Source organism: Flavobacterium profundi (genome assembly GCF_006491645.1).
GTDB classification, from domain to species: domain Bacteria; phylum Bacteroidota; class Bacteroidia; order Flavobacteriales; family Flavobacteriaceae; genus Flavobacterium; species Flavobacterium profundi.
Map to the genome: position 1 here is coordinate 122,708 of NZ_VDCZ01000003.1, position 14,276 is coordinate 136,983.

The window sequence follows — 14,276 nt, forward strand, 5'->3', positions numbered from 1 at the left end:
AATTTCTTTGCGGGCAAATGATGAAAAAAACATCTTAGTGTTAAGAAATTATTTTCACATCAAGCACATATCATGGAAAACCACGAGGCAATTTCATGGTAAAACGCTATTCCTTTTTTCGGTATAAAACTTCAATTTTACATCAAACAAATAAATACTTAATAACATGAAAAAACTTTTTTTAAACAAGCTACACCTAGTGTTGGCTTTAGTCGTATTCTCATTGGTGAGTTGTGAAAAAGAAAATGATGACATTACTTTGGATCAAGAGCAAGCAACTGCAACTGTTGAAACTTTAAAAGCTGTATTAGTAGCACCAACCACGCAAGAGTTACCAAAAGCGGTAGGTGACCAACTTAACGAAAGTAAAGCAAACTTGGCTTTATATGCTAACAGCGGAATCGAAATTGCGGAAGTAAAAGTATTAGGAACAATTTCTTCAGACGCAACTTTAAACTTATCAAAAGAAGTGGTTTCGGGTTCTGAAAGTGTAATCGCTTCTGGTGATTTAACACAACCTAATTCGATTACGACAGGAAAATTAAAAAATGTATACGCTGGTAATGAATTAGCAGAAGTACAAAAAAACATCCAAGAAGTAGTAACTAACGAAGTAAAAGTTAACGATCAAGTTCTTGAGATTACTTGGAACATCCAAAATCAAAAAGTAAAAACCTTATGTTTTTACAATAACGATGGAATTGTTTGGGATAACGTAATTGGCGGCTTAATCATTTCAGCTGATGTAACAATTGACGATAGCGAATCATTTGATACGCAATCAAGATTGGCTTCAAGATGGAGAAGTTTAACATGGACAGCGAACTGGCTTTGGGGATCTAAAAGAGGTGAAATGGGTGCTAAAATCACTATTTACTATTCTGGATCAACTGTAAGCAGCACAGACCGTTCTGATTGGGCGTATATTTCTTTAGGTAAAGCAAAAAGCGAAAGCAAAACTACTAAAAACAGTGGTTCGTATGGAAAAATTCAATATGCTTTAGGGCTTTGTACTCCAGTAGGTTCTTTAAGCTTTAACAGCAGCAACTTTACTGTAAGTTTCTCTGGTTTAGGAAGTAATGTAGTAGCAAATGGTACTATAACTTTATATCCATAATACAAAAGGCGTTAAAGAAGGGTTGTCTGATGAGTTATTCATTGGGCAACCCTTTTTGCATTTGTTTTTCAGTATCATTTAAAAATAATATATTTAAACTATAGAAATAAAAACTGCCCCTTAACCTACACTGGTACGTATTCTATCTTTTCAATTACGATGGCATGAAAAAAAAATTGCTTTGGGCACTATTCCTATTCTCTTTCATTGGGTTTACCCAAAAACAAATAGATAAAACAACTTTATACCAACAAATAGACACACTCAGTCATTATATACAAAAGAACCAAATGGGGTTTGCCAATGAAAAAACAGCTGCCATTCAAAAGCAAGCGCTATCCTTTGATCTCAATACCCAATTGGATATTGCGTTCAAATTGAGTTTGTCGTATTTGCATCATAGTTATAATGAGGAGGCCAAAAGAATTCTCTTAGCGAGTGTACCCAAAATTAAAAACTCCACAAATCACGAAATCAACGGAAAACTCTACAAGCAATTGTGTTACATTGGTATGGTAGAATACGACGTCCCATCTGCTACCAAATACTACGAATTAGCAAAAGACAATTTTAGCAAAACAAAAGAACCCAACTTGCGCTACAACTTGGATTTGTTAGTGTTTAAAATGTATTTGAATTTGAAAAAATACGATTCTGCCTTAGAAATTGTTTCCACTTGCTATGCACGAAGTGTGCAATCGAAAGACAGTACCCAAATGATTAATGCCTTCTCTTCCTTAATTGATTATTACAAAGCCGTAAATGATTATAAGAATGTTTTAAAATATGCTAAAAAAGGAGCCGATTTAAGTGCCAATGGATTTCAGAATTCGCATTCTTATTTTTTAGAAGAACAAGCCAATGTATACGTTCATTTGAAAAAGTACGATTCTGCAACACTATTTTTCAAGAAAGCTGATGATGCTGTGGTTAAGGATACGTCTTCCTTTCATAATTATAAAACTTGGCGTATAAATAAATTAGGAGCCGAATTGTATGCGCTTTTGAATAACAAAGAAAATGCCTTGAAATATTTAGCGTTAACGCGTGATTATCCTTTTGAAAATAATTTAAAAGAACAAAGTGAGTATCTTTTTTTTAAAGCCAGTATTTATGAAAAATTAGGAGATTATGATTTGGCTCTCAAAAACCTCAGACTTTATTTGAATTTGAAAGAAAAAATTGATAAAAAAGAAGCCCAACGCTATTTAATCAAATACACTTCTTTGTATGAAAGCATTGAAAAAGAGAAGAAAATCAACGCGTTAATCAAAGAAAACCATGAGAAAGAAAATTTAATTTACAAAAGTGATTTAAAACGGAAATTCATTTTGTTTTACTTTTCGATACTCTTCTTATTCTCCATTTTATCGTTATTGGTTTGGTATCGGTTTAAAACCAAAAAAATTCTCATTAAGGCAGAAAATTTACGCTTTCAGTCGGTGATTGATGCACAAGAGAAAGAACGCATTCGCATTGCTAAAGATTTACACGATGGCTTAGGCCAAAATATATGCGCTATTAAAATGATGTGTTCCAATAGTTTGGACTTAGAAGACCCATCTAATAAAAAACTCACGCATATTATTGATGAAACTTATGAAGAAATCAGAAGTATTTCTCACAACATGATGCCTAGTGTTTTGATTAAAAAAGGATTGGTACCAGCCCTTCAAGAAATGATTCAAAAGATAGAAGACCATAGCAACATCCATTTCGATTTCCAACATGATTTTCCAGATACTATGGAAGAAAATGTAGCCATTTCTATTTATCGTATTGTTCAAGAAGCACTTTCTAACATTGTAAAACATGCCCAAGCCAGCAAGGTAACGATTCGATTAGGGAAAGAGAAAAAAAATTATATCCTATTTATACAAGATAATGGAGTAGGTTCTAAAGAGTTGGCCCAATTTCATTTAAATAGCGATATAGATCATAAATCCCAACCAACAGGCATTGGTTTAAAAAATATTTTATCGCGTACCAAAATGATTGAAGGAACTATTTTTATAGACAGTATTCTTAATGAAGGTACTACTTTGAAAATTATTTTTTAAAAATAAAAAAGGTATAAAATACCATTTAAAACAGTACGTTATACCTTTATATATCATTTGAAAGTAAAAGAATTATACCAATAATTTCTTTACAATTCCAGAAATTACTTTTCCTTCCGCCTGACCTCCAATTTGTGCAGATGCTAAGCCCATTACTTTACCCATAGCAGCAATTCCATTAGCACCTGTTTCAGCGATAATTTTTGAAATGATTGCTTCAATTTCAGCTTCTGATAACTGAGCTGGTAAAAACTTCTCAATTACTGCAATTTGTGCCAATTCTGGTTCTGCTAAATCTGCACGCCCTTGATTGGTATAAATTTCAGCACTGTCTTTACGCATTTTCACCAAACGTTGTAATAATTTAATTTCATCCGCTTCAGACAAACCTTCTGATGCTCCTGCTTCTGTTTTGGCTAATATAATAGCTGCTTTAATCGCTCTTAATGCTTCTAAGGCAACTGTATCTTTTGCTTTCATGGCTTCTTTCATTTGATCCATGATTTTTGCTTCTAAACTCATATGCTTTTTATTATATGTTGGATGTTATTTTTATTTTATTTTTTTAAGGCATCTCGACTGCGCTCGATGTGACAACCTATGTTAAAGCTATTTTTTGTAAAATCTGTTGCAAAAATAGTAAAAAAAATCCCGAAAATGTTACTTCTCGGGACTAAGGTTAGGTTAGTTATAAGCAGATTTAATCTACGTTATCATGCAAGAATGAATTGTTAGATCGCAATTGTAAATCGTCATTGCTATCTGTCCCTAGTGACATTCTTGATTTTGCATTAGAATCGGTTGGTGCAGAGGTTACATCAATTCCCATTCTTTTATATGCTGGCTCTTTTTCGATTTCATCGATATAAGTTGCACTATTGTTGAACTTATAATTAAATTCTTTCATTTTACGTTTGCGCTCTTCAGAGCGTGCTTTTAGCGTTTCTTCAATCGTCATTTCAAAAGGAGATTCGGTTTCAAAAACAGGTGTTTTTTTAACTTCAGGCTCCGTCTTTTTAACTGCAAAATTCAATTCTTCATCGATTGGTTCTTTTACTTCCGCTACCGGCTTAGAAGATAATAATTCGTCTTCTTTTTGTAAATAATCCTCTAATGAATATTTGATAACGCCTTCTTTATTTACTTCCGTAACTGGCACCACATTAATTGGATCTTTTACCTCCATTTGTTTGGTTTCTTCCGTTAACTGGAATTTCTTCTTAGGCTCTTCTTCTATAGTTTCATTCGCAAATAAATCTAACGAAAAAGAGAATTTATCTTCTTTTACAACAAATTCAGGATCCACAACCTCCATATTTTTAATTTTTGGAGTTATGATTTCAAAAACAGGATCCACCATTTCTTCTTTAGCCGCTACAATTTCAAAAGTAACATCTAAGTTTTTAATCCATTCTGAAGTAGGTACTAAATCCATGGTTGGAGTAACCTCCTGAATTTCAAACTGAATTTCTTTTTCTTCCACTTCCTCATCTAAATTGAAGATCACTTTATCTTCCACTTTAGTTTCCGCTACAGGTTTCTTTTCTTCTTTAGGAGCAGTCGTTTCAAAAACTGGATCATTAACCACCATATTTGAAATGGTTTTGTTGGTTAAGTCGTGTACAATTTTTTGATCGTCTTCTAAAGAGTGAATTATTTTTTTAGGTTCAGAATTTACAATTTCAGCTTGTTGTTCAATATTAAAACCCGTTGCAATAATGGTTACAGCCACAGCATCACCTAAAGTTTCATCTTCACCCACACCCATAATGATGTTGGCATTGAAACCAGCTTCCGCTTGAATGTAATCGTTAATTTCACCAATTTCATCAATGGTAATTTCAGAAGTACCTGAAACAATTAACAACAATACGTTTTTAGCACCGGTAATTTTGTTATCGTTCAACAATGGTGAATCTAATGCGCTCATGATTGCTTCTTTAGCTCTATCTTCTCCAGAAGCTGTTGCAGAACCCATGATTGCCGTACCACTATCTGCTAATACGGTTTTAGCATCTTTTAAATCGATATTTTGAGTATAGTGATGTGTAATAACTTCTGCAATACCTCTAGCCGCAGTTGCTAATACTTCATCCGCTTTTGAAAACCCAGCTTTAAAACCTAAGTTCCCATATACTTCTCTTAATTTATTATTGTTAATTACGATTAAAGAGTCCACTTGTTTGCGCAGTCTTTCTACACCTAACATCGCTTGTTCCGAACGCACTTTTCCTTCAAATTGGAAAGGGATCGTTACGATTCCAACGGTTAAAATGTCTCTTTCTTTCGCTAACTGAGCAATTACAGGAGCAGCACCAGTACCTGTACCTCCACCCATTCCAGCAGTTATAAAAAGCATTTTTGTATTGGTATCCAACATCTTTTCAATGTCCATGATACTTTCTAAGGCAGATTGTTGCCCAACTTCCGGATTAGCACCAGCACCAAGACCTTCAGTCAAACTTACACCCAACTGAATTTTATTTGGCACCGCACTATTTTCAAGTGCTTGCGAATCGGTATTACAAACAATAAAATCTACTCCTTTTATTCCTTGCTTAAACATGTGGTTGATGGCATTACTACCACCTCCTCCTACTCCAATAACTTTGATAACGTTGGATTGGTTTTTCGGTAAATCGAATGATATGCTTTTAAAATCTTCCATAGTTGTACTTTTTATTCTGCGTTATCTAAAAACTCTTTAATTTTTTCTATATACTTGTCAAAAAATGATTTTTTGATTTTGCTTTCTGTGGTTTCTATTTTTTCTACTTCTTTTTCTTCTTCCTGTTCTTCGATTGTTTCTGCCACATTTTTTGGCTCGAAAACAGGCTCTTCTTTTTTCATTTCAACTAAAGGTGTCGCACTTTTCGTATTATTTCGAATACTATTCATTACTAAACCTACCGCTGTAGCATATAACGGACTTGACAATTCTTCATCTGAGTTACCCGCTAAGTGCTCGTTTGGATAACCAATACGAGTATCCATCCCTGTTATGTATTCTACTAATTGTTTGATATGTTGCAACTGAGAACCTCCCCCTGTTAAAACAATACCTGCAATTAGTTTTCTTTTTGGATCTTCGTGTCCGTATAATTTGATTTCCGCATACACTTGCTCAATGATTTCTACTACACGAGCATGAATAATTTTAGACAAGTTCTTTAACGAAATTTCCTTTGGCTCTCTTCCTCTTAATCCAGGAATAGAAACAATTTCATTGTCTTTATTTTCTCCTGGCCAAGCAGAACCAAAACGAACTTTTAATAACTCTGCTTGCTTTTCGATAATCGAACAGCCTTCTTTAATATCTTCTGTAATGACATTTCCTCCAAAAGGGATTACTGCAGTATGTCGAATAATCCCATCTTTAAAAATGGCTAAATCGGTAGTTCCACCACCGATATCAATTAAAGCTACACCTGCTTCTTTTTCTTCCTGACTTAAAACTGCATCGGCAGAAGCCAACGGTTCCAACGTAAGTCCAGACAATTCCAATCCTGCACTTTTTACACAACGTCCTAAATTGCGAATAGATGCCGCTTGTCCAACTACAACATGAAAACTCGATTCTAATCGACCACCATACATTCCGATTGGCTCTTTAATTTCTCCTTGTCCGTCCACTTTAAATTCTTGCGGTAAAACATGGATAATTTCTTCCCCAGGTAGCATGGCTAATTTGTGCACTTGTCCAATTAAAGCATCAATATCCACATCATTAATTACTTCTTCAGCATTGGGTCTACTGATGTAATCACTGTGTTGAATACTACGAATATGTTGTCCTGCAATGCCCACAACAACATCATTTATTTTATATCCCGAATCACTTTCTGCTTCTAAAATAGCTTGTTGAATGGATTGAATTGTTTGCGTAATATTGTTTACAACACCTCTATGAACACCTAAACTTTTGGATTTTCCAACACCTAGAATTTCCAGTTTCCCGTATTCATTTTTCTTACCAATCATCACTACAATTTTTGTAGTTCCGATATCTAATCCTACTGCAATATTATCTTTGTTCATAATTCACTTCTATTTCTTACAAACTACTTGTTCGGTAAACATTACGTTTACTTCTTTATAATTCTTAATCAATGTATCTTTAACCGCATGTTGAAAAAAAGCTTTGTAATTCTTTAATTTCTTTTCAACATATACTGGTTTACCAAAAATTATTTTATAATTATAATTTCTGCTGGTCAAAATAACGCTCCCCGAAGGCAAAACTTTAATTCCTGTGATGTTCTTTTTCAAGAAATCATCTTTGTAAATTTCGTTACACAACAAGACATAATTATCTCTCTCTTTTTCATCAAAAGTGCCCATAAGAATAGGAACTCTTGCAGAAAAGTTTTCAGACAAAGGTATTTCAACACCTTTATTGTCAAGATAATACATCGTATTACCTGACACGTATCGTACAATTGGGGTCTTTTGTGTTATATTAGCATTTAGAGAACCATCTATCGTTGAAAAAATTTCACATTTTTCAATCATCTTGTGATTATTAAGAGCAGTTTCTAAAGACTTCAAATCTACTTCTTCTTTTTTAATAGTTAACGAGCCTCCTAAATTTTGTTTCAACAAGTTATTAACTATTTCGTGAGTTATGAACAAATTTTCTTCTCCACCATAAAAAGAAATAGTAACACTTTTTAACCTCCTTTTCTCATTTCTATGAGATGAAAAAGAGTATAAAAACACCATTACGATGAGTATTACAATTAAGCGTATATTTTGCCAATTAATACTTTTCATGTAATTCTTTTTTTATTTCCTTAACCAATTCACCGATATCTCCAGCGCCAATAGTAACATAGACATCTGCGTCTGTATTTTTTAAATGTATTGCCAAATCTTCCTTGGCTATCAAACACTTATTTTCATTGGTAATCTTATCCAACAACCAAGCTGAAGTTACTCCTTCGATAGGCAATTCTCTTGCTGGATAGATATCCAACAAAATAATTTCATCAAATTGAGACAAACTTTCTGCAAATCCATCAATAAAATCTTTTGTTCTTGAAAACAAATGAGGTTGAAAAGCAGCCACAATTTTTTTATTGGGATACAATTCTCTAACCGCCTGATGCACTGCATTTATCTCTGTAGGATGATGCGCATAATCATCGATATACACTAATTTCTCGGTACGTATTTGAAATGAAAAACGTCTTCTTACTCCTTTGAATGAAGCTAAAGCATCAATTATTTTTTGATTTTCAACCCCATAACTTTTAGCCATAGCGAATGCAATTAAGGCATTGGATAAATTATGATGTCCTGGTAAACCAAATTTAACATTGGTAATCAATTCATTATTCGTTTTTACATCAAAAACATAAAAACCATTTTCTATGCGAATATTTTGAGCCGAATATGCAGCTTCTTCTTGTACACCGATAGTATTTCCTTCCAACGGTAAACCTTTAGCAACAAATAAGTTTTGAGGAGTTACTTTTTGCGCAAACTCCACAAAAGAAGCCTCAATAGAAGCGGTATCTCCATAAATATCTAAATGATCAGCATCCATTGAAGTTACACAGGACAAATTAGGATGTAGATGTAAGAAAGAACGATCAAATTCATCTGCTTCCACAACGGTAACTGTTTTCCCTTCACCAATAAGATTGGAATTGTAATTTTCCACAATTCCACCTAGAAAAGCAGTTACATCTACACCACTTTGAAACAATATATGTCCCAAAATACTTGAAGTTGTTGTTTTTCCGTGTGTTCCTGCTACTGCAAAACAGAAAGTATCTTTGGTTATCAAACCTAAAACAGCAGCTCTTTTCTTTACTTCAAACCCATTTTCAAGGAAATAATTCCATTGTGAATGCGATTTTGGAACAGCTGGTGTGATGACTACCAAAGTAGTTTCTTTATCTAAAAATGGAGTAGCAATTAATTCTAGTTTATCTTCGAAATGAATCGGCATTCCTAAAGCTTCCAATTCATCTGTTAATTGGGTTCTTGTTTTATCATAACCTGCCACATTTTTACCAATATTCATAAAATAACGAGCCAGGGCACTCATTCCAATGCCTCCGATTCCTATGAAATAGATATTTTGTATTTGGTTAAGATTCATTTTTTTTATTTGTTGTTGTTTTTGATTTTTTATTATTTCTTTTAGAGCAATTTTTCTATTTCATCTACAATTTCATTCGTTGCATTTGGCAAGGCCAATTTGTATATTTTCTTACTTAATTTGGCTTGTTTTTCGTCGTTTGAAATAAGGTCGGCAAAGATATTCTTAAAATCGATATCTAGATCTCTTTCTTTCAACAAAATCGCAGCTTTTTTATCCAAAATAGCTTGTGCATTCTTAGTTTGATGATCCTCAGACACATTAGGAGAAGGAATAAAAATTGTTGGCTTCCCTACAATACACAATTCGGATACCGATGAAGCACCAGAACGTGAAATTATGACATCTGCTGCCGCATAAGCAAAGTCCATTTTATCAATAAAAGCAAAAACGTGTACGTTTTCTTTTGTATTAAAATGGTTGTATTCTTCAAAATATAATTTTCCGCACTGCCATATAATTTGGACTCCCAAAGCCAATAGAAAATCAATTTCTTTAGCTATAAGTTGGTTAATTCTTCTCGCACCCAAACTTCCACCTAAAACCAACAAAGTTCTTTTAGTACTATCTAATTCGAAGTAAGTTAATGCTTCAAATCTTTTATCATCACTATTTAATAAATCCTGACGGACTGGATTACCAGTTATGATTAATTTTTCTTTAGGGAAGAATTTTTCTAATCCTTCATATGCTACACAAATGGTATTCGCTTTTTTTGCCAATAATTTATTTGTAATGCCTGGAAAAGAATTTTGTTCTTGAATTAACGTGGGTATACCCAACATAGTTGCCACTTTCAAAACGGCACCACTCGCAAAACCACCAGTCCCAATAACCACATCTGGTTTGAACTTTTTGATGATACGGTACGATTTCCACAAACTAGAAGTTAGTTTAAAAGGAAACATCACATTTTGCAGGGTTATTTTCCTTTGAATTCCAGAAATCCAAAGTCCTTTGATATCATAACCTGCTTGAGGCACTTTTTGCATTTCCATTTTATCTTTGGCACCCACAAATAGAAATTCGGCATCATGAAAACGATATTTTAATTCGTTTGCAATAGCAATTGCAGGATATATATGTCCTCCTGTTCCACCACCACTGATTATAAATTTCAATTTCTTTTCCATATTACTGATTCAAAATGGGTTCTAAAGGGTTAGCCACTTCATTTTCCTCTTCTTTATGTTTACTATCTTCTAATTCTATTTCTTTATCAATAATGCGTTGTAAAGCCTCTTCTCTTTTCTTCTTTTCTGCTTCATCTAAAGCAACTTCAGCTTCTTTTTTGGTTACACTTAAAATAACACCCACAGCTACACAAGTCATCCAAATTGAAGTTCCTCCACTACTAACAAGCGGCAAGGTTTGTCCGGTTACCGGTAATAATTCCACAGCCACAGCCATATTAATTAACGCTTGAAAAACAATTGGAAAACCAAGGCCAATAATTAATAATTTACCAAATAATGTAGGTGCTTTTTGTGCATTTATGATAAACCTAAAAAACAACAACAAGTACAAGAATAGAATTCCTACTGCTCCAAGCAGACCGTATTCCTCTACAATAATGGCAAAAATAAAATCGGATGAAGACTGAGGAAGAAAGTTTTTCTGTACACTTTTTCCAGGACCTAATCCATAAATTCCACCTGAAGCAATGGCAATCTTTGCTTTTTCAATTTGATAATCATCTTCATTGGGTTTATCATCTAGGAATCGTTCGATTCTATTTCCCCAAGTATTTACCCTGCTAAATAATTTATTCGTTGGGAAAGCTTTAGCTAACAATAAAAACAATAATAAAGCTGCGATTCCCAAACCCATTACTGTTGCTAAGTATTTTAAAGGATAGTACCCAACGAATATTAGCATACATACCATTGAAAAAATAAGTGCTGTAGTGGAAAAGTTCGTTGGTAAGATTAAAACCAAAACCCCAAAAACAGGCAACCACAACTCTAGAAACGACTCTTTAAACGTATATTCTTTATCGCTTACTTTGGCTAAATAACGTGCTACATAAACCATTAAAACTGTAAAAGCCAAAGTAGACGTTTGAAAACTCACTCCTACAAAAGGGATTTGGATCCATCTACTCGCATTTGCACCACCAATAGTTGTTCCTTGAAATAAGGTATAAAGTAAAAGAACAATTACGAGAGGAATTCCAAAAATGGATAAAGCTCTAAAATAATGATAGGGAACTTTGTGTACAAAATAGATAATAGCAAACCCAAGGAACAAATGCCCAAGATGCTTTACTAAATACCCCATGGTAGACCCTTTACCAATTACATAAACGAGATTAGTACTAGCACTATAAACAGGCAAAAAAGAAATGAGAGCCAATAGAAAAACTATTGCCCAAATTACCTTATCTCCTCTTAATCTAGCTACTAATGCTTTCATTTTTTCTTATAAATTATGTACTGCGTTTTTAAATTGACGCCCTCTATCTTCGTAATTTTCAAATAAATCAAAACTTGCGCAACATGGCGATAGTAAAACAGTATCTCCTTTTTCAGCCATTCTTTGTGCAATTTTAACTGCCTCAGTCATTGAAGTTGTTTCTATCATTACATCTACCACATCATTAAAAGCGTTGAATAATTTTTGGTTATCCACACCTAAACAAACAATACCTTTTACTTTTTCTCTAACCAATGGCATTAATTCGTCATAATCATTCCCTTTATCAACACCACCTACAATCCAAACCGTTGGACCTGTCATACTATCTAATGCAAAAAAAGTAGCGTTTACATTGGTTGCTTTGGAATCATTAATGTATTGTACATTTTGTATTTTTAACACTTTCTCCAAACGATGTTCTGCACCTTGAAAGTTACTTAGACTTTCCCTTATCGTTTGTTTTCTCACTTTCATTAACTGAGCAACCGCAGTTGCAGCCATTGCATTTTTAAGATTGTGTTTTCCTTCTAAAGCTAATTCGTTGATTGGCATGGTAAATAGGTCGTTATTAATTTTACTGTTCAAATTGTTATTTTCTTCAAATCCTCCTTCTTCAACTGTCGTTGTTAATGAAAAAGAAAGTTTTTTTGCTTTTGTTTTATTATTTTGAAACCATCTATTGATTTCTACATCATCATGGTCAACAATTAAAAAATCGTTTTCCGTTTGATTTTTTGTGATTCTAAATTTAGATGCGATATACAAATTATAATCATAAGCATAACGATCTAAATGATCCGGACTCAAATTGGTAATTACAGCGATATCTGGTCTATAATTTACAATCCCGTCCAATTGAAAACTGCTCAGCTCTAACACATAATAATCGTGATTATTTTCAGCGACTTGCCAAGCAAAGCTTTTTCCAATATTTCCTGCTAACCCTACATTTAAACCGCCTTGTTTTAAAATGTGATACGTTAACAAAGTCGTGGTCGTTTTTCCATTACTTCCCGTTATTCCAATAGTTTTAGCATTGGTAAACGGAAAAGCAAACTCTATTTCAGAAATTACCGGTATATTTCGTTCCAATAATTTTTTAACAATAGGCGCTTTCTCTGGAATTCCAGGGCTTTTCATGACTACATCTGCATCTAAAATTAAAGATTCAGTATGCTTTTCGTCTTCCCAAGGTATTTGATTAATACTAAGAATTTCTTTGTAATTTTCTTTTATTTTTCCAAAATCAGATACAAATACTTCATATCCTTTTTTCTTTCCTAAAATTGCGGTTCCTACTCCGCTTTCTCCTCCTCCTAAAACAACTAACTTCATGCTATCTTAGTTTTAATGAGACTAATGAAAATATGGCTAAGAGAATTCCAACAATCCAGAAACGCGTTACAATTTTACTTTCATGAAACCCTTTCTTTTGATAATGATGATGCAAAGGTGACATTAAAAAAACACGCCTTCCTTCTCCATATTTTTTCTTTGTATACTTAAAATAACTCACTTGTATCATTACCGATAAATTTTCTGCTAAGAAAATACCACACAAAATAGGAATCATCAATTCTTTACGAATAGCAATTGCAATAACAGCTATAATACCACCAATAGTCAAACTACCCGTATCGCCCATAAATACTTGAGCAGGATAGGTATTGTACCAAAGAAACCCAACTAATGCTCCTACAAAAGCTGCAATATAGATGGTCATTTCACCCGAATTGGGGATATACATGATATTGAGATAATCCGAAAAAATGATATTACCAGAAACAAAAGCAAAAATACCTAGCGTAAGCACTGAAATAGCCGAAGTACCAGCCGCTAAACCATCAATTCCGTCTGTTAAATTGGCTCCATTAGAAACCGCAGTAATGATGATAACTACCATCGGTATAAAAATAATCCAAGCCCAATTTTGATATCCGTCTCCTAAAAAAGACAATACCTCAACATAATCAAATTCATTGTTTTTTAAAAATGGAATTGTCGTAGCCGTTGATTTTTCATGTAAACTGGTTGGATCTATATTTTCCATTTTTACTCGTTCTCCTATAGTGTCTTTACGAATGGTTACGTTTGGATGCAAATACAAAACACAACCGACAATTAACCCTAAACTTACTTGTCCAAATACTTTAAAAATTCCTTTTAACCCTTGTTTGTCTTTTTTAAAGACTTTAATATAGTCATCAATAAAACCAATGGTTCCCATCCAAAGCGTGGTCACAATTAATAAAATGATATAGATGTTTTCCAGTTTTGCCAATAAAAGCACAGGAATAAGTGTCGCTAAAATAATGATAATTCCACCCATAGTAGGCGTACCAGCTTTTTGACTTTGCCCTGCTAAGCCTAAATCACGTACGGTTTCACCTACTTGTTGTTTTCTTAAAAAATTGATTATTTTTTTACCGTAAATAGCTGCAATTAATAAAGATAAAATAAATGCAAAAGCCGATCGAAAAGTAATATATTGAAACACTCCTGCTCCAGGAACATCAAATGTTTTGTCTAAATATTGAAAAATATAATATAACATATCTTTATTTTTAAATTC

11 protein-coding genes are annotated in these 14,276 nt (G+C 33.4%); 2 read left to right on the top strand and 9 right to left on the bottom strand.

Translation table 11 applies throughout. The features are described 5' to 3' along the window. Positions 1 to 166: 166 nt before the first annotated feature. Together FHG05_RS05710 and FHG05_RS05715 are read left to right on the top strand one after the other, a co-directional pair. Complete coding sequence (locus FHG05_RS05710) at positions 167 to 1,117, top strand: hypothetical protein (RefSeq protein WP_140997056.1); 951 nt, start codon at positions 167 to 169, stop codon at positions 1,115 to 1,117. A gap of 164 nt (positions 1,118 to 1,281) precedes the next feature. After that, positions 1,282 to 3,177, top strand: coding sequence for a tetratricopeptide repeat-containing sensor histidine kinase (locus FHG05_RS05715; RefSeq protein WP_140997057.1), 1,896 nt, complete (start codon positions 1,282 to 1,284; stop codon positions 3,175 to 3,177). Positions 3,178 to 3,249: 72 nt separating this feature from the next. Here the strand turns inward: FHG05_RS05715 and FHG05_RS05720 are convergent, their stop codons facing one another. From FHG05_RS05720 to mraY, 9 genes are all read right to left on the bottom strand, one after another. Beyond that, positions 3,250 to 3,699 carry a GatB/YqeY domain-containing protein gene (locus FHG05_RS05720; protein ID WP_140997058.1) on the bottom strand — a complete coding sequence of 150 codons (450 nt, stop codon included), beginning with the start codon at positions 3,697 to 3,699 and terminating at the stop codon, positions 3,250 to 3,252. Positions 3,700 to 3,877: 178 nt separating this feature from the next. Next, positions 3,878 to 5,845 carry a cell division protein FtsZ gene (gene ftsZ, locus FHG05_RS05725; RefSeq protein WP_140997059.1) on the bottom strand — a complete coding sequence of 656 codons (1,968 nt, stop codon included), beginning with the start codon at positions 5,843 to 5,845 and terminating at the stop codon, positions 3,878 to 3,880. Positions 5,846 to 5,856: 11 nt separating this feature from the next. Further along, positions 5,857 to 7,215, bottom strand: coding sequence for a cell division protein FtsA (ftsA, locus tag FHG05_RS05730; RefSeq protein WP_140997060.1), 1,359 nt, complete (start codon positions 7,213 to 7,215; stop codon positions 5,857 to 5,859). Positions 7,216 to 7,224: 9 nt separating this feature from the next. Beyond that, the gene (locus FHG05_RS05735) at positions 7,225 to 7,950 is read right to left on the bottom strand and encodes a cell division protein FtsQ/DivIB (protein ID WP_140997061.1); all 726 of its coding nucleotides are present in this window, start codon (positions 7,948 to 7,950) and stop codon (positions 7,225 to 7,227) included. After that, positions 7,937 to 9,286 (bottom strand): UDP-N-acetylmuramate--L-alanine ligase, encoded by a 1,350-nt coding sequence (murC, locus tag FHG05_RS05740; protein WP_140997062.1) that lies wholly within the window; start codon positions 9,284 to 9,286, stop codon positions 7,937 to 7,939. Before murC ends, FHG05_RS05735 begins: the two co-directional genes overlap by 14 nt. 41 nt (positions 9,287 to 9,327) lie before the next feature. After that, the gene (murG, locus tag FHG05_RS05745) at positions 9,328 to 10,419 is read right to left on the bottom strand and encodes an undecaprenyldiphospho-muramoylpentapeptide beta-N-acetylglucosaminyltransferase (RefSeq protein WP_140997063.1); all 1,092 of its coding nucleotides are present in this window, start codon (positions 10,417 to 10,419) and stop codon (positions 9,328 to 9,330) included. Between the two features lies 1 nt (position 10,420). After that, a complete protein-coding gene (locus FHG05_RS05750) occupies positions 10,421 to 11,701 on the bottom strand; it encodes an FtsW/RodA/SpoVE family cell cycle protein (RefSeq protein ID WP_140997064.1) in 1,281 nt (426 codons plus the stop codon). 6 nt (positions 11,702 to 11,707) lie between these two features. Then, positions 11,708 to 13,039: a UDP-N-acetylmuramoyl-L-alanine--D-glutamate ligase gene (gene murD, locus FHG05_RS05755; protein ID WP_140997065.1), complete on the bottom strand. Its 1,332-nt coding sequence runs from the start codon at positions 13,037 to 13,039 to the stop codon at positions 11,708 to 11,710. A 1-nt stretch (position 13,040) separates the two neighbouring features. After that, complete coding sequence (gene mraY, locus FHG05_RS05760; RefSeq protein WP_140997066.1) at positions 13,041 to 14,258, bottom strand: phospho-N-acetylmuramoyl-pentapeptide-transferase; 1,218 nt, start codon at positions 14,256 to 14,258, stop codon at positions 13,041 to 13,043. Positions 14,259 to 14,276: the final 18 nt, after the last annotated feature.